Here is a 22,475-nt window from a genome sequence, read left to right on the forward strand (position 1 = left end):
AAAGGATGAGCCGAATGCAAGTATTAGAAAAAGACATGATTGAATTGAACAAACAATTTGCGACCAAAGAAGAAGCCATTCGTTACTGCGGCGAAAAACTGCTGGCGGCAGGCTGTGTGGAAAAAGAATACGTCGAAGCCATGCTTGAGCGTGACGAGATGCTCTCAGTCTATATGGGGAACTTTATTGCGATTCCTCACGGTACGGATGAAGCCAAAAAATACGTCAAAAAATCAGGTATCTGTATCGTACAAGTGCCGGATGGCGTGAATTTCGGTACCGCGGACGAAGAAAAAATCGTCACCGTCCTTTTCGGCATCGCGGGCAAAGGAGAAGATCATCTGCAATTGGTCCAACAAATCGCCCTCTTTTGCAGCGATATCGATAACGTTGTCGAATTGGCGGATGCCTTAGATAAAGAAGAAATCGCCCAAAGTTTGACCGTGGCATAAGGATTTAAGGAGGAGACAAGACATGAAGGCAGTTCACTTTGGTGCAGGTAATATTGGTCGCGGCTTTATCGGCGAGATATTGGCTGCCAACAACTTTGAAATCACATTTATTGATGTCAATGAAACGATCATTGACGCCTTAAAAGCAAGACAAGGGTATACGATCGAATTAGCCGATGAGACCCAAGAACAGATCCACATCGAGCATGTGACGGGATTGAACAATGCCAAAGAACCAGAAGCGGTGATCCAAGCGATCGCCGAGGCAGATATCCTTACGACCGCCATTGGTCCCAACATTTTGCCGCATATCGCTGAGCTGATCGCCAAAGGCTTAGAAGCACGTCAGCAATACCCAGACAAGCCAGCCATTGATGTGATCGCCTGTGAGAATATGATCGGCGGATCGACCTTTTTAAAAAGCGAAGTGCAAAAATACGTTGCGGATTGGTCAGCGTTGGAAGCGACGGTTGGTTTTCCAGATGCAGCGGTGGACCGCATCGTACCGCTGCAGCACCATGAAGATCCTTTATTCGTTCAAGTAGAACCTTTTTGCGAATGGGTGATCCAAGAGTCAGGGATGAAATCCTCGATCCATCTGCAAGGGGTCCATTATGTGGCGGACCTGGAACCGTATATTGAACGGAAATTATTCAGTGTCAATACGGGTCATGCTACGGTAGCGTACACAGGCGCCCTCCAAGGCTATCAGACGATCGATGAAGCGATGCAGGACCATTTAGTGGTAATTCAATTAAAATCCGTTCTCGAAGAAACTGGGCGGCTTTTAATTGAGAAGTGGGCCTTTGATCCTGAAGAACATGAACGGTATATCGAAAAAATCATCCAACGCTTTAAAAACAAACACATTTCCGATGCTATCACTCGGGTGGCACGGACACCTGTCCGCAAATTAGGGACCGAAGAACGCTTTATCCGACCAGTCCTTGAGTTAGAAAAACGCAACATGCAGCCAGATCATCTCTATGAAACGATCGGCATGATCTTCAACTACAAAGACCCTGAAGATGAGCAAAGCCAACAGTTACAAGCACTTTTGGATGAAAAATCACTACCGGAAGTTATTGCAGAAATCACTGGCTTACAAGATGAAGACATGATTGAAACGATCCGACAAAACATTGAAAAATATGCGTATGTTGCCGCATAAAAACGAGTAACACACAGAACAAGCAGATAAATTGCCGCATCCGTAAAAGTTAGCCCAATAAGCGAACTTTTGCGGATAGGTCAATTTCTTTCAGCGCTTGTTCTGTGTTTTTTTGCTCACCGATTGACCTTTGCTGCCAACTTGACGATAATAAGAAAAGAAATGAGGGAGAGCAATGGAACGATGGTTTGAAGAAGCCCAGCTTCAAGTAATTGAGTTGCCGATCGAATGGCAGGAAAACCGTCCCGTCTATCGGGCCTTTATCCGTGAATTGCCGACGATCCAAGGGGAAGGAACTTCGCGGCAAGCTGTTTATCGGCAGTTGGCAGAAGCCTACGCGGCTTATCTTGCACAACTTCGAGAGGTCAATGAGGCACAGGAAGAAATGACGTCTTCCTTATTATCGACGGAAGAATTATTGCGCTACTATGATGGCGAGACTTTCGATGGTTTTGAGTTGCCTTCTGACGAGTAACGGGAAACGAGCCATTCACTGAAAACCGAAAAGCTACGCAAGAAAAAACCGCTCAGCTGCAGCTCGATCGATACGAAGGATCGAACGCTGCAACTGGCGGCTTTTTTTCTATCAAAGAAACCACGTCTTATTCGCGGTTAGTTCAATGCCTCAGTAATGGCTTGATTGAAGGCATCTAAGTCATCTGGGTTCCGACTGGTGATCAACCGATAGGTTTCGTCGATCACGACGGGCTCATCTTTGACGGTGGCACCTGCGTAGGCTAAATCTGGTCGCACAGAATCATAAGCCGTCAAGGTCAAATCTTTCGTCAGTCCTGTTTGGATAAACAGTTGTGGGCCGTGGCAAATGGCAAAGACGGGACGATCAGATGTCAAAAAGTCTTTCGTCAATGACACATAGCGCTCATCGGTCCGTAATTGGTCAGGGGAGAAACCGCCTGGGATCAACAAAGCATCAAAACTGGCGGGATCGATCGTATCGATGGCCGCATCGACGGGAAACGTTCCACCTTGTTTGCCTTTTACGGTCTCGGTGCCTTCATTACTAATAACGACTACTTCATGTCCGGCCGCTTCCAGTGCTTCTTTGGGTGACGTCAATTCAACATCTTCAACTAGATCAGTGACAATAACAGCAACTTTACTCATTCGATCTCCTCCTTATTACTTGATGAACAATTTGTTCACCTGCTATTATTTATGCTAACGAAGATTTTCGCTGTTGACAAATCATCTGTTTTGTCCGCAGCTTGAAAAAGAAAGAAGGCAACGCCATGGCAACGATCCAACTATTTATCTCTGATACCTCCCTTTGCTTTGAAAAAGCGGAATTCACTTTTATGGAAGAAACATTTGTCATCGAGAAACAGCAACTATTTGAAAAAGTCGATGCGGTGATGCATCAAGAGGTATCCTCGGCCTTGGTTTCATTGGTAGAAAAAGCCCTTTTGACGCTAGAAGCGATCGGGGAAGAAGAGGATTATTTCGACCTGCTTTATTTGACCTATGAGAATACCCGTCGTTCCCTCAGCGGACAGCAATTACTCGCACAGCCTTTTCCAGATGTAGAGGCAGCCTTGCAGCCGGTCTTTGATGAGTTGGCAGAACCGATCGTAGAAAAGTTTTATGAAGAGCTGACCAATCAGCTAGAAGAAGTCGCTGATGATGAACTGTTTAGTTCTTATTATCTGGATGATGAGGAAGCGGTGATTCAAATTGATGCTCCGATCCAACATGAAGAAGTGATCGCTTTGCCCGCCCTTTTACGGGATTACCATGGCACGTTGCACCTGACCTTTGAAAAGTTTTATGAATACCTTGTGTAGCGGCGGCAACTGTCGTCGTTATTTTTTGTGAAAACAGTTACATGTTTAGTTTTTTTTAAATCCTGCGACAGAAGCCTCGGGAATCTTGACCCTTTTGTCAGAAACGATTATAAAGGTAAGAAGAGGCTGAAGGAACCGAGACTGCCGATGGGCAGAATCGGGTAAGAAAAGGATGAGAATCATGCGAAAAGTCCCGCCTATTTTAAAACCAATTGCACTTTTAACGATATCAACGATCATTGCCACTGCTACCGGCGTGGTGAATTCAGGCAGTTATCGCCAACCAAGTCGTGCGACGGAAACGACAGAAACGACCGAACAAGCACCAAGTGAAAGCACACCGTCTTCGATAACGGAGGACAGTCAAAATCAAACACCTGCTAGCACGGACTCACAACCGACGAACGATGACCAGCAGACAACACCGTCATCCAGCAGTGAAGTAGTAACACCAGAAACGACCCCGTCTTCTTCGGTGCCGACAGAAACGACACCATCAAGCGATGAGAGTGTTTCACCGACGACACCGGAAAACAATCAAGAAACGCCTTCTTCAAGTGAAGAAACCACGCCAGATCAGCAAGTGATCATGGATGAGAATCAAGGAAATGAGTAGGTGAGAAAATGACGCTTATTTTAGATTTAATCAACGGCATCCACAAATTTTTGGGCTATCTTGACATCAGTCCCAAATACTTGAATCGCGCCTATACCATCCTCAGTATCATTCCAACGGCGTATATTTTGCGGATCGTCTATGGAATGTTTGCGAACCAAAACTATTTTCAAGCGATCCTTTATACGATCGGCTTTTTGGTCTTAGTCTATTTCTGGGTACTGAATATCTTCTATTATTTCTTGAATAAAAACCTGAAGTTCGATGTCACTCAGACCTTTGTCAAAGTCTTGCCGGATGAAGTCTTCAATATTGAAGGGGAAACTATCAGCACCACCGACATTGATCGTTTGACGACTGAAAAAGCAGTGATCGATTTTGAAGAAGACTATCAGCTAGTATTGGCGAATCATTTGCAGACTTTGATCGCTCAAGAAGAATTGGCGATTAAACCGTCATCCAACGGCTTTACGATTCCGAAAAATACCTTGTACCCTTACTATTTTGTCAAACAGCAAGGGAAAAACGAGTACGTATTGCAGATCGGGACCAGCTACACGGAGATGACGAAAGTCGGCACGATTCAATGGACCGGCAAGCAACCTCTAGAGCCAGTGGGCTTATTTATCACTGGCGGTGATTTTGTCAAAAACGATGTCAAATACCATGAACCCTACAGTTTGAAATTGTACGTCAAAAAAGAGGTCTCCGAAGAAGAACCACAGACCTCAAGACAGGCATATCGACGACAAGCACGCAAATAAGAAAAGGCAGTTCCCCCCAGAGCGTTCTCTGAAGGGACTGCCTTTTTGGTATCTCGGTTATTCGATCGGAATATTTTTTGCGGGTGCGTCTTTGTAGCTAGCTTTCGGTAAGGTCAGGGTCAAAACGCCGTCTTCAAACACTGCTTTAATGGACTCTTCATCAATGTCTGTGATGGTGAAGGTCCGTTGATAGGCACTGCTAGAGCGTTCTTTGCGCAAATAATGTCCGAAATCATCCTCGGTTTCAGTGGTCTCTGTTTGAGCCGCTGAAATCGTCAAGGTATTGTTGACGTAACTGACGCGGATGTTTTCTTTCTTGATGCCGGGTAAATCTGCTTGAACGAGATACTTGTCTTCGTACTCTTTAATGTCCGTGTTCATTTGCCGTTCTTGCCAAAAACTGTTCATTAATTTGCCTAATAGTTCTTCGCCGCCTGCTAAATCTCTTGGAATCAAATTTGCCATGTGGTTCCCCCGCTTTCTTTTATCTATTGAGTTGGTACCTCTATTTTACGAGGAACCAAGCCAAAGGGCAACCAAAATGGCAACAATCACAAAAACAAGAGAAATCACTCAACTATCTTATAAGAATCTGCTATGATAGAACTAAATAACTATCAGATGATTGGATGAATGAAGATGGAGATTATTGAAAAAGCGCCAGCTAAGATCAACCTCGGTCTCGATGTGTTAGAGAAAAGAACAGACGGTTACCATGAGTTGGAAATGGTGATGTCTAGTGTTGATCTAGCCGACCGTCTGATAATGGAAGAGATAGCAGAAGATAAGATCATTGTAGAAACCAACAAAGCTTTTTTACCAATCGATAAACGCAATAATGTCTATCAGGCCGCCAGTATTTTAAAAAAACGCTATGGTATCAAAAAAGGCATCCGCATTCGCATCACCAAGAATATCCCGGTGGCAGCTGGGTTAGGTGGTGGCAGTACGGATTGTGCGGCAGCGTTGCGGGGGATGGTTCGTCTTTGGGACTTGGATCTTTCCATGGCAGAGCTGATCGATATTGGTATGGAAGTTGGTACTGATGTTCCCTATTGTCTGTATGGGACCACTGCTCATATTGCAGGAAAGGGGGAGCTAGTGACGCCGCTGCGGCCGATGCCGCAATGTTGGGTCATCTTAGTCAAACCTCGTCTGAGTGTTTCAACGGGGAAAATCTTTCAAGAAGTCGAGCTAGACCAACTGCACCATCCAGATATCGCAGCATTGTCTGCCGCCGTCTTAGCCGAAGACTACTCGGCTATGATCGCTGCCATGGGCAATAGCCTAGAAGCCATCACGATCCCAAAATATCCGATCGTCCAACAGATCAAAGATCGCATGATGAAATATGGTGCCGATGTTGCCTTGATGACCGGCAGCGGACCGACTGTTTTTGCTCTTTGTCAAAAATATTCACGGGCACAGCGGGTCTACAATGCCTTAAAAGGGTTCTGTGACGAGGTTTATCTTGTACGTACATTGAAATGAATGAGTCAAGGACACAGGCAGGATTCGCCTGTGTTTTTTTGCATTCCTTCTATAAAATCCAGTTCAATAGTAAAGAATTAAGGCAGCTGAGGTAGGGAGGAAGCATCTAGAAGCTGCCTTACAGAAAAGACCCCGACGAAAAAAAGGCGTCGGGGTCTGATTCTTTACGTAAAGCAAAGGCTATTCTTTTTGGTGCTGCTTCTTTGCGGATTTTTTCTTTTTGTCTTCTTCGTACAATGGTTTGTCGATCGTTTTGCGGATTTCTTCGGTTTGCTGCGATGCAGGATCTTCCGGTAAATCGATTCGATTCAGCAGTTCACTGTTGTTTACAGTTGGCGGCACAGTCACAAATTCATTCATCTTCGTTTCCTGCAAGTGCTTTTAGCTTATTATCCTACATACTCTCTAATTTTTCAAGCTGACACAAAGGAATCGCATGGTCAACAGTGTAAAATAAGACGATGTTCCCGAGAGAAGAATCCGCTTCAAATGAACGTTTTCTCCTATGTTTTCCGATTTATCTCGAAATAAAAGTTTTAAATCGTAAAACGTACGATTTGTCTTGACGAACCGGAAATCATTTGATAGAGTAACTTTTGCTAACAAAACGGAGTTGTTCCGTTTTAAAATAAAAAGAAGAGCCAGCAAATGGAAGGGGAAATCCCGATGAAAAAAATCATACTTACTACAGCACTCCTTTTAGGGGGCGTGCTTCTTGGCGCTTGCGGGCAGCAAGAAGCGACAAGTCAATCGAGTGACACCGAGAAGCTGTCGATCGTCACGACGTTTTATCCAATGTACGAATTTACGAAAGAAGTTGTAGGCGATGCAGCAGAGGTCTCCTTGTTGATCCCTGCAGGAACCGAGCCTCATGACTATGAGCCAAGTGCCAAAGATATGACCAAAATCATGGATGCAGATGCCCTTGTCTACAATAGTCCTGAACTAGAAACTTGGGTTGCTAGTTTGACGGATTCCGTCGATCCTGAGCAAACAGCAGTGATTGAAGCGGCTAAAAACATTCAGTTGGTGGAAGGCACAGAGGAGGAGGATCATGACGCACATGATCACGAAAGCGAAGACAGCCATGAAGGCCATGATCATACGTATGACCCTCATGTTTGGACTGACCCAGTCTTAGCGATCCAAGAAGTAGAAACGATCCGCGATGACCTGATTGCGAAGTTTCCTGAGCAAAAGGCAACCTTCACGGAAAATGCGGCTGCCTATATCGAAAAACTTTCTGCTTTAGATGAAGCCTACCAAGCGGCGTTAAAGGATGCGACTCAGCGGACCTTCGTTACGCAGCACGCAGCCTTTGGCTATTTGGCACGGCAGTATAATTTAGTCGAAGAATCGATTTCGGGCATTTCACCCGATCAAGAACCAACGCCAAGTCGTTTGGCTGAGCTGAAAGAATATGTAGAAGAAAAGCAAGTCAAAGTTATCTATTTTGAAGAAAACGCGTCATCGAAGGTGGCTGAGACCTTAGCCTCTGAAACAGGAGTGGAGCTGGCGGTCTTGAATCCATTAGAAAGCTTGACGCAAGCGCAGATGGATAACGGCGAAACATACCTGTCTGTAATGGAAGACAATTTGGCAGCATTACAAAAAAGTATTCACTAAGGAGGCGCCTGCGTGCGTTATATCGATGTAAAAGATTTGACCTTTTATTATGACGATGAGCCCGTCTTGGAAGACATTTCTTACTTTGTTGAAGACGGCGAATTCGTGATTTTGACCGGCGAAAATGGGGCGGCAAAATCTACTTTGATCAAAGCAACCCTTGGTTTGTTGAAACCTTCTAAAGGAGCAGTCACCTTGGCGACCAAGAATGCCGCTGGTGAAAAATTAAGCATCGGCTACATTCCTCAGCAGATTGCTTCCTTTAATGTCGGGTTCCCCAGCACCGTTTTGGAATTGGTCCAATCAGGCCGCTACCCAAGAGACCGCTGGTTCAAGCGACTGACGAAACGAGACCATGAACATGTCCGCCGTGCATTAGATGCCGTCGGGATGTGGGACGTGCGTCATAAACGGATCGGTGAGTTGTCCGGTGGCCAAAAACAACGGATCAGCTTGGCACGGGTCTTTGCCACGGATCCTGATTTATTTATTTTAGATGAACCAACCACGGGGATGGATGAACAATCCCGCAATCTGTTTTATGAACTGCTGCGACACAATGCTCATGACCATGGCAAGTCGATTTTGATGATCACCCATGATCACGAAGATATCAAAGAATATGCGGACCGTCAGATCCGTTTAGTGCGGAAGGAGGATTCACCATGGCGCTGCTTTCATATGAATTCATGAGAAGAGCTTTTCTTGCGGCGATTTTTATTGCTGGTATCGCACCGATGCTGGGGGTCTTTCTGGTGATTCGACGACAGTCATTGATGGCTGATACGCTGTCCCATGTCTCTTTAGCAGGGGTGGCACTAGGCTTCTTTCTAAATCTAAATCCCAGTTTGACGACGCTATTGATCGTAGTCATTGCCGCAATCATTTTGGAATACTTGCGAACACTGTACCGCAGTTATTCAGAGATCTCGATCGCCATTTTGATGTCCGGTGGCTTAGCGTTAGCCCTCGTCTTGATGAACCTTAGCGGGGGGAACTCCGCAACGAGTATCCAATCGTATTTGTTTGGTTCAATTGTTACGATCACACAAGAACAAGTCTGGATCTTAGGCTTTTTGTTTTTAGTCGTTTTTGCTTTATTTTTCTTATTCAAACGGCCCATGTACATTTTGACCTTTGATGAAGATACCGCCCATGTCGATGGCTTGCCTGTGCGAGTGATGTCGATGCTCTTTAATGTCTTGACGGGGGTGGCAATCGCCATGATGATCCCGATTGCGGGCGCATTGCTGATCTCTGCGATCATGGTTTTACCAGCTGCCATCAGTATGCGTTTAGGCAAAAGCTTCAACGCGGTGATTTTGATCAGTGTCGTGATCGGCATGATTGGGATGATGTCTGGTTTGACCAGTTCCTTTTATTTGGACACACCACCGGGAGCGACGATCACGCTGGTTTTTATCGCTCTTTTCTTAGTGATCAATTTGATCAAACGCATCGTGATCCTCGTGCAACGAAAACAGCGCCTCAAATAAAGGGCTTTATGAAAAAGAAACGAAGAATTTTCGTTTCTTTTTTTTTAACTCTAATCAAAACCGAACAATATAAGCAATATTTCAGATAATGCTCGCATTTATCCCGAAAAAGCCTTATAATAAGGCGAATAAACTAAAGGAGTTGTCCGGTGTGAAAATACGTCGAAGTGAACGACTGATCGATATGACACATTACTTGTTGAATCATCCCCATGAATTGATTTCATTGTCCTTCTTTTCTAAACGATATGCCTCTGCAAAATCATCGATTAGCGAAGATTTATCTATTATCAAAAAGACCTTTAAAGAACGAGGAACAGGCATTCTTGATACCGTGCCAGGCGCTGCTGGCGGTGTTTTTTTTGTGCCTGAAATTTCTGAAGAAGAAGCGTATGCGTACGTTGAAGGGCTGGCAAAACGCTTGTCTGAGCAAGACCGTTTGTTGCCTGGCGGCTATGTCTATCTATCTGACTTATTGGGCGAACCGGAATTGCTGCGCCAAGTCGGCCGCATCATCGCTTCCAAATATTTAGGCGAACAAATCGATGCGGTGATGACCGTTGCTACTAAAGGAGTTCCGATCGCTCAAGCAGTCTCTTACTACTTGAATGTTCCCTTCGTGATCGTGCGTCGTGATTCCAAGATCACTGAAGGCTCGACCGTGAGTGTCAATTATGTCTCTGGTTCTTCAGAGCGCATCGAAAAAATGGAATTATCCAAACGCAGCTTAAAGCGCGGCTCTAGAGTATTGGTGGTTGATGACTTTATGAAAGGCGGCGGCACGGTCAATGGGATGAAGAGCTTGATTGAAGAATTTGAGGCCGAATTAGTCGGTATTACGGTTTTTGCCGAAACGAAATTCAAAGGCAAGCGGGCCATCAGCGATTACAGCTCTCTGCTTTATGTTGAAGATGTCGATACCCAGACCAAAACGATCTCGGTAGTACCGGGAAATTATTTTGAGAAAAAAGCCTGATTTTTGTGGCTCTTAGACTGGCGCAAGCAGCTGTTTTTAAAACGGCGGCTGCCAGTCTTTTTTTGATTGGTCTAGGTGGCGATTCCTTAAATCGTTGAAATTTACAAGTACTTGGGCTAAACTGTTTATAGGAAATTCAATGAATAAAAATCCTTCAGATTGATAGGAGTGGAATACGTGGACGCACGTTTTGCAATAATTTTAGCGGCTGGAAAAGGCACGCGCATGAAATCGAAGTTATATAAAGTGTTACATCCGGTTTGCGGTAAGCCAATGGTGGAGCACATCATGAACCGAGTGGTGGAAACAAATCCTGAAGAGATCGTGACGATCGTTGGTCACGGGGCGGAAATGGTCAAAGAGCAGCTGGGGGATCGCACCAACTATGCCTTACAAGCCGAACAATTGGGTACTGGCCATGCTGTCGTTCAAGCCGAATCATTTTTAAAAGGCAAAAAAGGGACGACCTTAGTGATCAGTGGGGATACACCGTTATTGACGACGGAAACCTTGAATAACTTGTTCGATTACCACCAAGGGAAAAATGCGTCGGCGACGATCTTAACGGCGCAAGCGGCAGACCCAACAGGCTATGGCCGAATCGTGCGGGATCGTGTCGGTATCGTGGAGAAAATCGTTGAGCAAAAAGATGCGTCGATCGAAGAAGCGCTGATCCAAGAAATCAATACAGGCACGTATTGCTTCGACAATGAATTGCTATTTGACGCCTTGGCAAAATTAGATACGGACAATGCCCAAGGGGAGTACTACTTGACTGATATTATCGAGATCTTAAAGGAAGACGGCAAAATCATCGCTGCTTATCAAACCGAAGATTTTCATGAATCATTAGGAGTCAATGACCGCATCGCCTTAGCCGAAGCCAATCGCTTGATGCGTCAGCGGATCAATCGTCAGCACATGCAAAATGGCGTGACCTTGATCGATCCGGCAACGACTTATATCGACGAAGGTGTTGTGATCGGCTCAGATACTCTGATCGAAGCCGGTGTCACCATCAAAGGGAAGACGACGATCGGAGAAGACTGTGTCATTACGGCAGCTTCTGAAATAGAAGACAGCAAGATCGGCAACCAAGTGACGATCAAGGCATCGACGATCGAGGAGAGCATCATTCATGATGGCGCCGATGTCGGTCCCAATGCCCATCTTCGTCCCCATGCGGAAATTTTGGCCCATGCCCATATCGGGAACTTTGTGGAGGTCAAAAATGCGACGATTGGTGAAGGCACCAAAGTCGGACACTTGTCTTATGTTGGCGATGCGACCTTAGGCAAAAACATCAATGTCGGTTGCGGCGTAGTCTTTGTTAATTATGACGGCAAGAGCAAATTCAAAACGACTGTCGGCGACAATTGCTTTATCGGCTCTGGCTCCAATCTAGTTGCGCCATTGACCATCGAAGAGGAAACGATGATCGCTGCTGGCTCAACGATCACCAAAGATATTCCTAAACACAGTATGGCGATTGCCCGCGCCCGTCAGGAAAATAAAGCGGATTACGCGAAAAAGTTGCCTTATCTAAATTAGAAATAGCGAAATGACTTGATTTCTTAAGGAAAAATGACTACTATTTATTAGGAAGAAGATTCTAGTAAAAGGAGTCATTTTTTTCTAGATGAACGCAAAGAAAGTGGAGGTTCTCATGTCAAATCATTATTTTGATCCAAGATTGAAGATTTTTTCTCTGAACTCAAATCGTCCTTTGGCGGAAAAAATCGCAGCTGCAGTAGGTGTTGAATTAGGTAAGTGTTCAGTCAAACAATTTAGCGATGGTGAAATCCAAGTGAATATTGAAGAAAGTATTCGTGGTGCCCACGTCTACGTGATTCAATCAACCAGCAGCCCTGTAAACGATAACTTAATGGAATTGCTGATCATGATCGATGCTTTGAAGCGCGCCAGTGCGAAGACGATCAATGTAGTAATGCCTTATTATGGTTATGCAAGACAAGACCGCAAAGCGCGATCAAGAGAACCAATCACCGCAAAACTTGTAGCAAACATGATCGAAAAAGCCGGTGCGAACCGTATGGTTACACTGGATTTGCATGCTTCACAGATTCAAGGGTTCTTTGATATCCCCGTTGACCACTTGATGGGTGCACCATTGATCGCCAACTACTTCTTGGAAAGAGGCATTCAAGGCGATGACGTCGTCGTCGTTTCACCAGACCACGGTGGCGTGACTCGTGCCCGCAAATTAGCTGAGTTTCTTAAGTCACCAATCGCGATCATCGACAAACGTCGTCCGAAAGCCAACGTAGCGGAAGTCATGAATATCATTGGTCATGTTGAAGGCAAAACTTGTGTCTTGATCGACGATATGATCGATACTGCGGGTACCATCACATTGGCTGCGAATGCGTTGAAACAAGCAGGTGCCAAAAGTGTTTACGCCTCATGTACTCACCCTGTCTTGTCAGGACCTGCCTTGGAACGAATCGAAGATTCGGCCATTGAGCATCTAGTTGTGACAGATTCGATTCACTTGCCAGAAGACCGCAAGTCGAAAAAAATCGATGAGATCAGTGTCGGTGCCTTGATGGGCGAAGCGATTAAACGAATCCATGAGAACAAACCAGTAAGTCCACTGTTTGAATCAAAATTATCAATTTAATCATGCCTCATAAGCATGAGAACAACAGCCAATGGTCGGTCTTTAACCCCTCATTGGTTGTTTTTTTCTGAGGAGTTTCAGGATGTTTTTAGAAAAAACGATCGCAGTCATGTTTCTTTTCACCAATTTATGGTATTCTTGAAAGTGACTTGCGAAACGCAAGCAAAAAATAAAATAGAATCTAATCACAAAGGGGAGTCTGCAAAGGCTGAGAATGAGAGTACTCTAAACCCTTCGTACCTGTTTCGATCATGCGAACGTAGGAATTGTGACGAGTTGAAGTGTCCAACACTTCTCCTTTGTGAATTGTGATGATTCTAAAGGAGGAGTTTTTTTTGAAACGAAAAATGTCGCTGCAGGTCTGGACGGAAGGAACGATGATCGCTGCGATCGGGGTCGTCTTGTCGTATATCCCGATCCAGACAGCCAATTCCAGTATCGACTTGTCTCTAGGTCTCGTGCCCTTGGTCTTGTATTCGTATCGTCGTGGGGTGCTGCCGGGAATGACAGCTGGATTTATGTGGGGCTTGCTGAATATTTTGATTGGTAGCGCCATGCGTAACTTTATCACCGTTCCACAGATCATCTTTGAATACCCCTTTGCCTTTGCTTTTGGCGGGATGGGCGGCTTGTTTGCTAATAAAATCCAGCAAGCGATCCGACAAAACAGCAAAACCGTTACGTGGTATGTCGTCTTAGGGGGCATCGTGGCGGTGATCAGCCGTTGGTTTTGGCATTATTGGGCAGGGGTCTTTGTCTGGGGAATGTACGCACCAGAAGGACAAAGTCCGTATCTGTATTCCTTGATCTTCAATGGGACGTCGGTCATTATCAATATCGTTTATGTAGGGGTCGTATTAGGTCTCTTAGTCAAGGCCGCTCCAAAATTATTTGTGCCTAAAGCTTAGTTTTAGAAATGAAATCATAAAAAATGTCTTGATGCTCTTTGAAAAAGAGAAGCATCAAGACATTTTTTTGTCGATAAAGCCAAACGCTAGCTCTTCTTTGTCGATTTCCAACGACCAGCTTTTTTTGCTGGCTGAGTAGCGCAAAACTGCAATTTGATCCAGCTCTTTTTGATTGACCAGCGTGTTTTTTAAGCCAGCATCTTCTGACAGATAGATCGGGATCGTATAGGTTCTGTCGATCAGTTGTTCTTGTGTCAGACAGAAGACGATGCCTTCTTGCATGATTCCCCGCAACTCTTTCAGCAAATTAAAATCGAGCTTTTCCACCGGTGTTGCTTTTTTAAAAAAGGAGAGGCGATCATTGATTTTTTCTAAGACGATGCGGGTGATCCGATCCGCCAAAATCCGGAAATATTCATCTAAATAGCGATAATAAACGCGGGAACGTGCATCTTTTAAGTCAAAGAAAACAAAGTTATTTTGCAGTTTGTAAAAGAAAGGGGAGTGGAGGTGTGTCTTCATGTGGCCAAAATATAACAATTCGGAGATCTCTAAAGGCGTCAATTCTTTGACCATCTCGTAATCGTTAAAATCGATCCACTTCATTTCTTCAGCAATACGACCTTTGTTGATCTGCTGAAAAAACAGTTGGACATCTTCCATTCCACGGATGACTTTTAAGCCCGTATGACCGTCGAATTCGCCGAAATCACTGGAAGGATCAAGCAAGAGCAAATTCTTGGGCTGATGGACAATGCTCTTGTTAAAATCTTGGGGGGCAAGCCCGCGGGTCAAGACGGCATTGCTGGTTGTATCAATATGTACGTAAATCGTGTTAGACATGCCGATCGATCCCTCCTATCTACTAAGTTCATTCTACAACAAAGCGCTGAAAATTGCTTGTATCTTTTCGTTTAAAGTTATATTACAAAATAACAGAAAAAACAATTTTTAAGTTCCCTTTTTCGACAAAAAAAGGCAAATCTTGTCTTTTCGTAAAAAAACTGGCCAAAATTGGCGTCTTTATGAGGATTTTGGTATGATAAAAGAAGAAACTAATGGAGACGAAAACCTATGAGAAAAAAGAAACGCAGACTTTCGAATTGGCTGAGCAATCTCTTTTTGCTTTTGCTGTTATTGATTGGTTTAGCATTGATTTTTAATAATCAAATCAAAAATTATTTTATTAAACAAACAGGTGAAGCATACGCAGTCGGCACCATTGATCGTAGTGATGTGGAAAAAAACATGGAAGCGGAAGCGACCTTTGATTTTGATGCCGTGGAGCCGGCAAGTTCAGAAGCAGTCTTACGGGCGCAGCTGAGCAACAAAGCTTTGCCAGTGATCGGCGGCGTGGCGGTTCCCAGTGTTGGGATCAATCTGCCGATTTTTAAAGGCTTGGCCAACGAGGCCTTGCTGTATGGTGCTGGTACGTTAAGTCCCACCCAAAAAATGGGGGAAGGCAATTACGCGTTAGCTAGCCATCGCGCCCAATCGCCAGAGCTTTTGTTTACACCATTGGATGATGTCGCCATCGGGGCGGCTATCTATGTGACCGATCTGGAAAATATTTACACGTATACCGCGACTTCTTCTGTGCGGGTCGATCCGACCGATGTCTATTTGCTTGACGAAGTAGAAGGCCGCAAAATGATCACGCTGATCACCTGTGGCGAAATGGGCGGTGTCACCCGTCGTGTGATCCAAGGTGATTTGGAATCTGTGACGCCAGTCGATGAAGCCACGGATGAGATGCTGGCGGCATTCAACATGGCACAACGAACATTTTAATCAAAAGAATAGCTCGAGTGGTACGGCAGCCGGCGTGTCATTCGTCTATTCTTTTTTGCTTAAGGAGGCGTCTTGATGAAAGTGAAAAAGCTGACTTCGATCGATTTTCTTGCACAAAGGGCAGGGTTTCAAGAAAGCCGACTGGTCTTTTCCTTTTTTGAGTCGCACTCAAAAGCGCGACGAGCATTTCTTGCCGACATGGCGCAGCAGGGCTGGCAGATCGACAGCCGTTATGGCCGCTTTTACCTTGCCGGGCAGTTTGATTTTGACCAAAAGACACTGACTATCACCAATCTGCTGGGGGAAGCAGCCGCCGAGTTTACTTGGAAACAACTGCTAGGTGTGACAGAAAGCTTTGCCCGCAGTCGTTTTGTAGCAGCCGTCTTGTGGCAGCTCCCTCATCGGACCCCCTTGGCTGAGTGGTTTATCCAGCAAGGGTATCAGGTGGTCCCTCAAGGGTATCAAAAAGCGCTAGCTTATCAGACGGCGCTGGTTTTAGGCGGTGGCGGTGCTCATGGGGCGTATCAAATCGGGGTTTGGCAAGCGCTGCAAGAACGGGGCATCACCTTTGAATGGATCACGGGAACTTCCGTCGGTGCCTTGAATGGCGCCTTGATTTTAATGAACGATGTGGAAGCGGCCGTCGATTTATGGGCAAATATCTCTAACGAGCAAGTATTGCACTATCCGCTTGCTTCGGTACGTGCCCAAACACTGCGAGATTTGATGAATCAAGCCAATTCGCTGGTCCGCGAAGCGGTCAAAAGCAACGGTGCCAGTACCGAACCGTTGGCAAAGCTTTTGCAAAAGACCTTTGATCAAGAAAAATTCAGCCAAACTGCTTGTCGTTTGCTGATCTGTACGACTCGTCTGCCCGATTTCAAGGAGACGGTTTATGCCTTTGATCCATCCGCAGTAGAGGAAAATCTGCATTGGTTGTTGGCATCCGCTTCATTTTATCCAGCGATGCAGGCGCAAAAAATTAACGACGCTTATTACATCGATGGCGGCTATCGCAACAACCTGCCCATCGATGTCGCTCTCCAGCAAGGGGCAACGGAATGTATCACCGTGGATGTCCAAGGACCTGGCATCAATAAAAGGACGGTTGTGACGGAAGAAACTGCGCAGCTTTCGTTGGGGTCTCCTTGGTCCTTAGGCAGCTTTTTGGTTTTTGATGCCCAGCGTTCGCTGGATAATATGACCTTAGGCTATTTGGAAACCTTGAAAGTGTTCGGCAAATACCAAGGCCATTGGTATACCTTTGAAACGACGGTTGATTTTCAGCCGTTATGGCGGGGCTTTTTGAAAGAGCTGCGCCAGACAGACCCGCTGCTTTATCAGGAACTAAAGAAAAAAGAATTTTGGAAAAAAATGCGTAAATTCTATCAACAGGATGTGCCATTTGAGCAGTGGGGGCGTATACTGATAGAGTGTACCGCGAAAGTACTGTATCTAGCGCCTACAGTGATTTATGAGCAGGAAACGATTCTAACGGCTTTAGCTGAAAAAATTGCGCTAAAGGCAGTGGAAGAAGCCGATGCCTGGTCGATCACCGAGTGGCTGAGCTATTATCGCGACCGTTTTTTTGTCTTGTCCGAGCAAAACCGCTTTTTCTTTTTTTATCGGACGCAGCAATTGAATCTGCCCGCCCTTCAGCAGATTCGTCGGCGTTACCCGCTGACTGCTTTAATGGCAGCGTATAGTCACTATCTTTTGAAAGGAGCAGAAAATGGATAAATTTTCGTATGAAATCGTTGAAGAGATCGCCGTGCTTTCGGAAAATCAAAGAGGCTGGCGCAAAGAATTGAATTTGGTGAGCTGGAATGGGCGTCCGCCAAAATTTGATCTGAGAGATTGGGGCCCAGAGCACGAGAAGATGGGCAAAGGCGTGACCTTATCCAATGAAGAATTTGCAGAACTTAAAAAAGCCCTGCTTTCCATGTAAGAAAGCAAAACGGTGAGGAGTGATCAAATGAAAAGTATGACTGGTTTTGGCAAAGGCAGTGCAGAAACGCCAGATGTGCAGATCGAAATTGAGATCAAAAGTGTCAATCAGCGCTTTTTGGACCTGCAGCTGCGAATGCCCAAACAATTGAATCCTCTAGAAGGTGCTTTACGGCAGTCGATCAAGCAGACCCTCCAGCGAGGACGAATCGAATTGTATGTGACTTTAAAAGAAAAAACCGCACATACGAAACAGATCGAGATCCAATGGGACCTGCTGGAACGTTTCATGCAGGAGATCGATAGCGAAGCCAAAGACCGTTTTGACCTAGCAGAGCTACCAAAAGCAGCATTGCTGGAACAATTCTTGCTCCACGAAGCTTTTCTAACGATCTCTGATCAAGAGCCAGAAGAAAGCACCTTGGCCGATGGCGTGATGGAAGCATTAGATCAAGCGCTGGCAGCGATCGATCAAAGCCGCTGGGTGGAAGGGCAAGGCATTCTGCAGATCTTGCAAGAAAACCAGCGACAGCTGCAGGAAAAACTGACAGAACTCAAACAATTCGTGGCCCTCTATGAGGCGGACTACCAAGAACGCTTTGAAAAGAAACTGACTGCCTATCTAGGGGAAGAAGTCGAGCGCGATCGTTTACTGACAGAGTTGGCGATTTTATTAGAACGCGGCGATATCCACGAAGAACTGGATCGTTTAAGTATCCATTTAATGACGATGACGGAGCTGCTGGCAGCTGAGACACCGATAGGTCGAGAGCTGGATTTCTTGATCCAAGAGATGAACCGAGAAGTCAATACGATTGGCTCAAAATCAAGTCCGATCCAAATCAAAAACAGTGTCGTCCAAATGAAGACGATCATTGAAAAAATCAGAGAACAAGTTCAAAACATCGAGTAGGAGGAATGAACCAATGAAATATTACGATATCACCTTTCACGAACTAAGCGGAAAAAATGTCATCAAGCGCAGTATTCCCTCTGACAAAGAGAATTTCTCTGCATGGGAAGATGCCTGCGTAGCCATCGAGCCGGATTTTCTTCATCTATTAGTTGATGGCGTAGCGGTTTCTTTAAATCGTCGGTACATCGTGCGTATCGATTGCCAAGAAGTGACGGATCCTACCGAAAAAGCGATCACCGCTAAAGACGAATTGGCAGGGGTCATCAATACCTTAAGCAACATGGGCTTTTAAGAAAGCAGCCGAAGTGTAGACTAGCAATTTCATGAAATTCCCATTATAATAAAGTAGTTCTTGAAAGTTGCTGAAAAAAAGTGCAAAATAGACGTTAAGCAAATGTCAGTGAAAGGACGTCATTATGTCAGAGCGAGGATTACTTATAGTTTTATCAGGACCTTCCGGAGTAGGGAAAGGGACCGTGCGCAAAGCAATTTTTGAGAGTGACGACAACGATTTTCAATATTCCGTTTCAATGACCACTCGTCAAAAACGCGAGGGAGAAGTGGAAGGGGTCGATTACTATTTCCGCACGCGGGAAGAATTTGAAGCCTTGATCGAAGCCGGTGAAATGCTGGAATACGCCGAATATGTCGGCAATTATTATGGCACCCCATTATCTTATGTCCAACAGACACTGGATCAAGGAAAAGATGTGTTTTTAGAGATCGAAGTGCAAGGGGCAAAACAAGTAAAAGACAAAGTTCCCGATGGTGTGTTTATTTTTCTGACGCCACCTGATCTGGCAGAATTACGCTCTCGTATTACAGGAAGAGGAACCGACTCTGCCGAAGTGATCGATGAACGGATGCGTGTCGCCCGTGAAGAAATCGAAATGATGGCTTTGTATGATTATGCCGTTGTCAATGATGAAGTACCTAAGGCAGTCCAACGAATTCGCGAAATTATTTCAAGTGAACATTTTCGCGTTGACCGAGTGATCGGAACCTATATCAAAATGTTAGAGGAGCTGTAAGAAATATGATGTTAAAACCTTCAATCGATTCTTTGTTGGATCGTGTCAATTCAAAATATTCATTAGTGATCTTAGCAAGCAAACGGGCACATGAACTTGATGCCGGTGCGCAAGCAACACTAGAAAACTTTGATTCAGTGAAAAGCGTGGGTCAAGCGCTTGAAGAAATCGAAGCGGAATTAGTCGTTAATGATCCGCATCCAGAAATCAAACGGGCCCGCTTGAAAATGGAACAAGAAGAGCGCAAAGCGCAAAAAGACCAAGAACAAAAAGAATTAGAAGCGCGTATCCGCGACGAACAAAAGCTATAGACAAAAGCAAGCTAGAGCACGCCTGTGTTCTGGCTTTTTCTTTTGAATGGCGATGGTTAAATTTTTGTAAGGGGTACAGACAAACCCCCACCCATTTAGTAAAATAGAACCTAAAAGGAGGAGAAGAAATGGCGTACATAGCAGAAGTGATCGTGGATGTTCCCACGATGCAGACCGATCAGCCTTTTACCTATCTGATCCCATCAGAATTACAAGCCGCCATTGAGACAGGGATGCGGGTCGAAGTGCCATTTGGCAAGGGCGACCGCCATATCCAAGGGTTCGTCGTCGGCCTTTCAGAAGTTGCCGAACCGCAGCAGACCTTAAAACCAATCGTTCGTTTGTTGGATTTGTCGCCTGTCGTCAATGAAGAACTTCTCCAATTAGCCGACTACATGAAGGAAACGACCTTTGCCTTTAAGATTACTTGCTTGCAGACGATGCTGCCTAGTGTGATGAAAGCCGAGTACCAAAAGCAGATCGTTTTGCTGGAAGGAAATCATCCCATCAAAGAATATTTTCCCGAAGACGGCATCCTCAGTTGGCAAGACGCCGAAAGTGCAGGGCTGCTGCCGCAGTTGAAGCCTTTGCGGGAAGCCGCAGTAGTTGAATTGCAGTATCTCGTGAAAAATAAAAACAAAGCGAAAATGACCCGTTACATTGAACGCAAGATCGAGCCAGCAGAAATCCCCGCCGTCCAGCAACAGCTGCGCAAAGGGGCCAAACGCAAGCTGGAAATCTTACAGATTTTGACAGAGGAAGCCCGCTTGCCGGTTTCCTTTTTTACCGAACAAGGGATTTCCACCGCGGCTTTGAACCAAGCGCAAGAAGCTGGCTGGCTGACCTTTACGGAAGTTGAAGCCTACCGCGATCCTTACAAAGACCGTCAATTTCAAAAAACGGTCCCCCTTGAATTAAATGAAGAACAGGCAGCTGCAGTAGCGCAAATCACTGCTTGTGCGGATAACCAAGAGGCGCAGACTTTTTTACTGGAAGGGATCACCGGCAGTGGAAAAACAGAAGTCTATCTACAAGCGATCGCCCAAATGCTGAAACAAGGCAAAACCGCGATCATGCTCGTACCGGAGATCGCTTTGACCCCGCAAATGGTCGAACGCTTTAAAAGCCGTCTCGGCGACGCAGTGGCTGTTTTACACAGCGGCTTGTCCCAAGGTGAAAAATACGATGAATGGCGTAAGATCGAACGTGGGGAGGCGCAGGTGGTGGTTGGCGCCCGCTCGGCGATTTTTGCTCCGTTGAAAAACATCGGGGTCATCATCGTCGATGAGGAGCACGAAGCTTCCTACAAGCAAGAGGAAGCCCCTCGTTACCATGCGAGAGATTTAGCGATTTGGCGCAGTCAGTACCATCACTGTCCAGTGGTGTTAGGCAGTGCGACGCCATCATTAGAATCTCGTGCTCGGGCCCAAAAAGAAGTCTACCGCTTATTGAAATTGAATCAACGAGCAAAAACCAGTGCGCAATTACCGCAGATCGAAGTCGTGGATATGCGTACCGAATTTGCCAACAAAAAGTATCAAACCTTTTCTCGTCCGTTACAGGAAAAAATCACAGACCGTTTGGCCCGCAAAGAACAGATCGTCTTGCTGCTGAATCGGCGCGGCTACTCTTCCTTCGTGATGTGCCGCGATTGCGGGTATGTTTTGCCTTGTCCAAATTGCGACATCTCCTTGACGCTGCATATGGATACCAAAACGATGCGCTGTCATTATTGCGGGCATGAAGAACACATCCCCCATCGTTGCCCCAACTGTAATGCAGACAAGATTCGTTATTACGGAACGGGCACGCAAAAAGTGGAAGAAGAGTTGAAGGAACTGTTTCCCGAAGCGCGGGTCTTACGGATGGATGTCGATACCACCCGCAAAAAAGGCGCCCACGAAAAAATCTTGACCTTGTTTGGGGAGAAAAAAGCGGATATTTTGTTAGGGACTCAAATGATCGCTAAAGGCTTGGATTTCCCTGATATCACACTGGTAGGGGTCTTGAATGCCGATACTGCCTTGAACTTGCCAGATTTTCGTTCGAGTGAACGGACGTTCCAGCTGTTGACTCAGGTCAGTGGTCGGGCAGGTCGGGCGGAAAAAACCGGCGAAGTGGTGATCCAAACATTCAACCCTGAGCACTATGCCATCCAGTTGGCGCAGTCGCAAGACTACGAAGATTTCTATCAAAAAGAGATGTGGATGCGGCACCAAAGCGGTTATCCACCGTACTATTTCACCGTCAAAATCACCTGCAGCCATCCCGAAGAGCAAGTCGCCGCTCAGAAGATGTTTGCGATCGCGCGGGATCTGCAGCAGGAGCTGTCACCGAAAAGTATTTTGTTGGGGCCGGCACCAAGTGCGATTTTGCGGGTGAAAAACCGTTATTACTACCAATTGATCATTAAATACAAAAATGAACCGCAGCTACCTGCTTTGTTGACCCGTCTGTTGGATCAAAGTCAAATCGATCAGCGCAAAGGATTGTACGTGTCGATTGACCAAGAGCCGTTGAATTTTATTTAGAGGAG

At 45.6% G+C, this 22,475-nt stretch carries 26 protein-coding genes and 1 riboswitch; of the genes, 22 read left to right on the forward strand and 4 right to left on the reverse strand.

Annotation, left to right across the window (positions count from 1 at the left end):
* Nucleotides 1–14 precede the first annotated feature (14 nt).
* From A5870_RS00105 to A5870_RS00115, 3 genes are all read left to right on the forward strand, one after another.
* Entirely contained in the window at nucleotides 15–452 is a 438-nt protein-coding gene (locus tag A5870_RS00105; protein ID WP_005230254.1) for a PTS sugar transporter subunit IIA, read from the forward strand.
* Between the two features lie 22 nt (nucleotides 453–474).
* On the forward strand, nucleotides 475–1,623 hold the full coding sequence (locus A5870_RS00110) for a mannitol-1-phosphate 5-dehydrogenase (RefSeq protein WP_086291447.1): 1,149 nt from the start codon (nucleotides 475–477) through the stop codon (nucleotides 1,621–1,623).
* Nucleotides 1,624–1,798: 175 nt separating this feature from the next.
* The gene (locus A5870_RS00115; protein ID WP_005232957.1) at nucleotides 1,799–2,098 is read left to right on the forward strand and encodes a hypothetical protein; all 300 of its coding nucleotides are present in this window, start codon (nucleotides 1,799–1,801) and stop codon (nucleotides 2,096–2,098) included.
* Between the two features lie 137 nt (nucleotides 2,099–2,235).
* Here the strand turns inward: A5870_RS00115 and A5870_RS00120 are convergent, their stop codons facing one another.
* A complete protein-coding gene (locus A5870_RS00120) occupies nucleotides 2,236–2,748 on the reverse strand; it encodes a type 1 glutamine amidotransferase domain-containing protein (RefSeq protein ID WP_005232958.1) in 513 nt (170 codons plus the stop codon).
* A gap of 125 nt (nucleotides 2,749–2,873) precedes the next feature.
* Here A5870_RS00120 and A5870_RS00125 point away from each other — a divergent pair, with 125 nt between their 5' ends.
* From A5870_RS00125 to A5870_RS00140, 3 genes are all read left to right on the forward strand, one after another.
* The gene (locus tag A5870_RS00125) at nucleotides 2,874–3,425 is read left to right on the forward strand and encodes a hypothetical protein (RefSeq protein WP_086291448.1); all 552 of its coding nucleotides are present in this window, start codon (nucleotides 2,874–2,876) and stop codon (nucleotides 3,423–3,425) included.
* A 181-nt stretch (nucleotides 3,426–3,606) separates the two neighbouring features.
* Nucleotides 3,607–4,041 (forward strand): hypothetical protein, encoded by a 435-nt coding sequence (locus A5870_RS00135; RefSeq protein WP_077454124.1) that lies wholly within the window; start codon nucleotides 3,607–3,609, stop codon nucleotides 4,039–4,041.
* Nucleotides 4,042–4,049: 8 nt separating this feature from the next.
* Nucleotides 4,050–4,805 carry a DUF6681 family protein gene (locus A5870_RS00140; RefSeq protein WP_086291449.1) on the forward strand — a complete coding sequence of 252 codons (756 nt, stop codon included), beginning with the start codon at nucleotides 4,050–4,052 and terminating at the stop codon, nucleotides 4,803–4,805.
* A 57-nt stretch (nucleotides 4,806–4,862) separates the two neighbouring features.
* On the opposite strand, the gene A5870_RS00145 is transcribed toward A5870_RS00140, so the two are convergent.
* Entirely contained in the window at nucleotides 4,863–5,270 is a 408-nt protein-coding gene (locus A5870_RS00145; RefSeq protein WP_077454126.1) for an Hsp20/alpha crystallin family protein, read from the reverse strand.
* A gap of 174 nt (nucleotides 5,271–5,444) precedes the next feature.
* Here A5870_RS00145 and ispE point away from each other — a divergent pair, with 174 nt between their 5' ends.
* Nucleotides 5,445–6,296, forward strand: a complete 852-nt coding sequence (gene ispE, locus A5870_RS00150) for a 4-(cytidine 5'-diphospho)-2-C-methyl-D-erythritol kinase (protein ID WP_034878197.1) — start codon at nucleotides 5,445–5,447, stop codon at nucleotides 6,294–6,296.
* Between the two features lie 180 nt (nucleotides 6,297–6,476).
* Here ispE and A5870_RS00155 read toward each other — a convergent pair whose 3' ends face one another.
* Nucleotides 6,477–6,656: a hypothetical protein gene (locus A5870_RS00155; protein WP_005232965.1), complete on the reverse strand. Its 180-nt coding sequence runs from the start codon at nucleotides 6,654–6,656 to the stop codon at nucleotides 6,477–6,479.
* A gap of 306 nt (nucleotides 6,657–6,962) precedes the next feature.
* On the opposite strand from A5870_RS00155, the gene A5870_RS00160 reads away from it, so the two are divergent.
* The 7 genes from A5870_RS00160 (at nucleotide 6,963) to thiT (ending at nucleotide 13,943) form a co-directional block, all read left to right on the forward strand.
* Entirely contained in the window at nucleotides 6,963–7,922 is a 960-nt protein-coding gene (locus A5870_RS00160; protein WP_139843151.1) for a metal ABC transporter substrate-binding protein, read from the forward strand.
* A 12-nt stretch (nucleotides 7,923–7,934) separates the two neighbouring features.
* Nucleotides 7,935–8,615 (forward strand): metal ABC transporter ATP-binding protein, encoded by a 681-nt coding sequence (locus A5870_RS00165; RefSeq protein WP_005232967.1) that lies wholly within the window; start codon nucleotides 7,935–7,937, stop codon nucleotides 8,613–8,615.
* Nucleotides 8,588–9,418: a metal ABC transporter permease gene (locus A5870_RS00170; protein ID WP_005230272.1), complete on the forward strand. Its 831-nt coding sequence runs from the start codon at nucleotides 8,588–8,590 to the stop codon at nucleotides 9,416–9,418. Before A5870_RS00165 ends, A5870_RS00170 begins: the two co-directional genes overlap by 28 nt.
* Before the next feature lie 151 nt (nucleotides 9,419–9,569).
* Nucleotides 9,570–10,394, forward strand: a complete 825-nt coding sequence (purR, locus tag A5870_RS00175) for a pur operon repressor (protein ID WP_008381701.1) — start codon at nucleotides 9,570–9,572, stop codon at nucleotides 10,392–10,394.
* Between the two features lie 177 nt (nucleotides 10,395–10,571).
* Complete coding sequence (gene glmU / locus A5870_RS00180) at nucleotides 10,572–11,945, forward strand: bifunctional UDP-N-acetylglucosamine diphosphorylase/glucosamine-1-phosphate N-acetyltransferase GlmU (protein WP_005230274.1); 1,374 nt, start codon at nucleotides 10,572–10,574, stop codon at nucleotides 11,943–11,945.
* Between the two features lie 115 nt (nucleotides 11,946–12,060).
* Nucleotides 12,061–13,035: a ribose-phosphate diphosphokinase gene (locus tag A5870_RS00185; protein WP_005230276.1), complete on the forward strand. Its 975-nt coding sequence runs from the start codon at nucleotides 12,061–12,063 to the stop codon at nucleotides 13,033–13,035.
* 181 nt (nucleotides 13,036–13,216) lie between these two features.
* Nucleotides 13,217–13,318, forward strand: a riboswitch (TPP riboswitch).
* Between the two features lie 52 nt (nucleotides 13,319–13,370).
* Nucleotides 13,371–13,943 (forward strand): energy-coupled thiamine transporter ThiT, encoded by a 573-nt coding sequence (gene thiT / locus A5870_RS00190; protein WP_008381706.1) that lies wholly within the window; start codon nucleotides 13,371–13,373, stop codon nucleotides 13,941–13,943.
* A 54-nt stretch (nucleotides 13,944–13,997) separates the two neighbouring features.
* On the opposite strand, the gene A5870_RS00195 is transcribed toward thiT, so the two are convergent.
* Entirely contained in the window at nucleotides 13,998–14,786 is a 789-nt protein-coding gene (locus A5870_RS00195; RefSeq protein WP_086291451.1) for a hypothetical protein, read from the reverse strand.
* Between the two features lie 231 nt (nucleotides 14,787–15,017).
* Here A5870_RS00195 and A5870_RS00200 point away from each other — a divergent pair, with 231 nt between their 5' ends.
* From A5870_RS00200 to priA, 8 genes are all read left to right on the forward strand, one after another.
* Nucleotides 15,018–15,734 (forward strand): class A sortase, encoded by a 717-nt coding sequence (locus tag A5870_RS00200; protein ID WP_005230283.1) that lies wholly within the window; start codon nucleotides 15,018–15,020, stop codon nucleotides 15,732–15,734.
* Nucleotides 15,735–15,809: 75 nt separating this feature from the next.
* The gene (locus A5870_RS00205; RefSeq protein ID WP_086291452.1) at nucleotides 15,810–17,474 is read left to right on the forward strand and encodes a patatin-like phospholipase family protein; all 1,665 of its coding nucleotides are present in this window, start codon (nucleotides 15,810–15,812) and stop codon (nucleotides 17,472–17,474) included.
* Nucleotides 17,467–17,682, forward strand: coding sequence for a YdbC family protein (locus tag A5870_RS00210; RefSeq protein WP_005230288.1), 216 nt, complete (start codon nucleotides 17,467–17,469; stop codon nucleotides 17,680–17,682). Before A5870_RS00205 ends, A5870_RS00210 begins: the two co-directional genes overlap by 8 nt.
* A gap of 27 nt (nucleotides 17,683–17,709) precedes the next feature.
* The gene (locus A5870_RS00215) at nucleotides 17,710–18,594 is read left to right on the forward strand and encodes a YicC/YloC family endoribonuclease (protein WP_086291453.1); all 885 of its coding nucleotides are present in this window, start codon (nucleotides 17,710–17,712) and stop codon (nucleotides 18,592–18,594) included.
* Between the two features lie 13 nt (nucleotides 18,595–18,607).
* The gene (locus A5870_RS00220; protein ID WP_005230307.1) at nucleotides 18,608–18,889 is read left to right on the forward strand and encodes a hypothetical protein; all 282 of its coding nucleotides are present in this window, start codon (nucleotides 18,608–18,610) and stop codon (nucleotides 18,887–18,889) included.
* Between the two features lie 124 nt (nucleotides 18,890–19,013).
* A complete protein-coding gene (gene gmk, locus A5870_RS00225; RefSeq protein ID WP_005230308.1) occupies nucleotides 19,014–19,628 on the forward strand; it encodes a guanylate kinase in 615 nt (204 codons plus the stop codon).
* Nucleotides 19,629–19,633: 5 nt separating this feature from the next.
* Nucleotides 19,634–19,939 carry a DNA-directed RNA polymerase subunit omega gene (gene rpoZ, locus A5870_RS00230; protein ID WP_005232977.1) on the forward strand — a complete coding sequence of 102 codons (306 nt, stop codon included), beginning with the start codon at nucleotides 19,634–19,636 and terminating at the stop codon, nucleotides 19,937–19,939.
* Between the two features lie 128 nt (nucleotides 19,940–20,067).
* Entirely contained in the window at nucleotides 20,068–22,470 is a 2,403-nt protein-coding gene (gene priA, locus A5870_RS00235) for a primosomal protein N' (RefSeq protein WP_086291454.1), read from the forward strand.
* Nucleotides 22,471–22,475 lie beyond the last annotated feature (5 nt).

The organism is Enterococcus sp. 2G9_DIV0600 (assembly GCF_002140615.1).
In the GTDB taxonomy this organism is placed as follows: Bacteria; Bacillota; Bacilli; order Lactobacillales; family Enterococcaceae; genus Enterococcus_D; species Enterococcus_D innesii.

What these genes read in the sequence shown, in the direction of transcription:
- A5870_RS00105 (WP_005230254.1), top strand. Translation starts at nt 15, where the DNA reads ATGCAAGTATTAGAAAAAGACATGATTGAATTGAACAAACAATTTGCG.
- A5870_RS00110 (WP_086291447.1), top strand. Translation starts at nt 475, where the DNA reads ATGAAGGCAGTTCACTTTGGTGCAGGTAATATTGGTCGCGGCTTTATC.
- A5870_RS00115 (WP_005232957.1), top strand. Translation starts at nt 1,799, where the DNA reads ATGGAACGATGGTTTGAAGAAGCCCAGCTTCAAGTAATTGAGTTGCCG.
- A5870_RS00120 (WP_005232958.1), bottom strand. Translation starts at nt 2,748, where the DNA reads ATGAGTAAAGTTGCTGTTATTGTCACTGATCTAGTTGAAGATGTTGAA.
- A5870_RS00125 (WP_086291448.1), top strand. Translation starts at nt 2,874, where the DNA reads ATGGCAACGATCCAACTATTTATCTCTGATACCTCCCTTTGCTTTGAA.
- A5870_RS00135 (WP_077454124.1), top strand. Translation starts at nt 3,607, where the DNA reads ATGCGAAAAGTCCCGCCTATTTTAAAACCAATTGCACTTTTAACGATA.
- A5870_RS00140 (WP_086291449.1), top strand. Translation starts at nt 4,050, where the DNA reads ATGACGCTTATTTTAGATTTAATCAACGGCATCCACAAATTTTTGGGC.
- A5870_RS00145 (WP_077454126.1), bottom strand. Translation starts at nt 5,270, where the DNA reads ATGGCAAATTTGATTCCAAGAGATTTAGCAGGCGGCGAAGAACTATTA.
- ispE (WP_034878197.1), top strand. Translation starts at nt 5,445, where the DNA reads ATGGAGATTATTGAAAAAGCGCCAGCTAAGATCAACCTCGGTCTCGAT.
- A5870_RS00155 (WP_005232965.1), bottom strand. Translation starts at nt 6,656, where the DNA reads ATGAATGAATTTGTGACTGTGCCGCCAACTGTAAACAACAGTGAACTG.
- A5870_RS00160 (WP_139843151.1), top strand. Translation starts at nt 6,963, where the DNA reads ATGAAAAAAATCATACTTACTACAGCACTCCTTTTAGGGGGCGTGCTT.
- A5870_RS00170 (WP_005230272.1), top strand. Translation starts at nt 8,588, where the DNA reads ATGGCGCTGCTTTCATATGAATTCATGAGAAGAGCTTTTCTTGCGGCG.
- A5870_RS00185 (WP_005230276.1), top strand. Translation starts at nt 12,061, where the DNA reads ATGTCAAATCATTATTTTGATCCAAGATTGAAGATTTTTTCTCTGAAC.
- A5870_RS00195 (WP_086291451.1), bottom strand. Translation starts at nt 14,786, where the DNA reads ATGTCTAACACGATTTACGTACATATTGATACAACCAGCAATGCCGTC.
- A5870_RS00200 (WP_005230283.1), top strand. Translation starts at nt 15,018, where the DNA reads ATGAGAAAAAAGAAACGCAGACTTTCGAATTGGCTGAGCAATCTCTTT.
- A5870_RS00205 (WP_086291452.1), top strand. Translation starts at nt 15,810, where the DNA reads ATGAAAGTGAAAAAGCTGACTTCGATCGATTTTCTTGCACAAAGGGCA.
- A5870_RS00210 (WP_005230288.1), top strand. Translation starts at nt 17,467, where the DNA reads ATGGATAAATTTTCGTATGAAATCGTTGAAGAGATCGCCGTGCTTTCG.
- A5870_RS00215 (WP_086291453.1), top strand. Translation starts at nt 17,710, where the DNA reads ATGAAAAGTATGACTGGTTTTGGCAAAGGCAGTGCAGAAACGCCAGAT.
- A5870_RS00220 (WP_005230307.1), top strand. Translation starts at nt 18,608, where the DNA reads ATGAAATATTACGATATCACCTTTCACGAACTAAGCGGAAAAAATGTC.
- gmk (WP_005230308.1), top strand. Translation starts at nt 19,014, where the DNA reads ATGTCAGAGCGAGGATTACTTATAGTTTTATCAGGACCTTCCGGAGTA.
- rpoZ (WP_005232977.1), top strand. Translation starts at nt 19,634, where the DNA reads ATGATGTTAAAACCTTCAATCGATTCTTTGTTGGATCGTGTCAATTCA.
- priA (WP_086291454.1), top strand. Translation starts at nt 20,068, where the DNA reads ATGGCGTACATAGCAGAAGTGATCGTGGATGTTCCCACGATGCAGACC.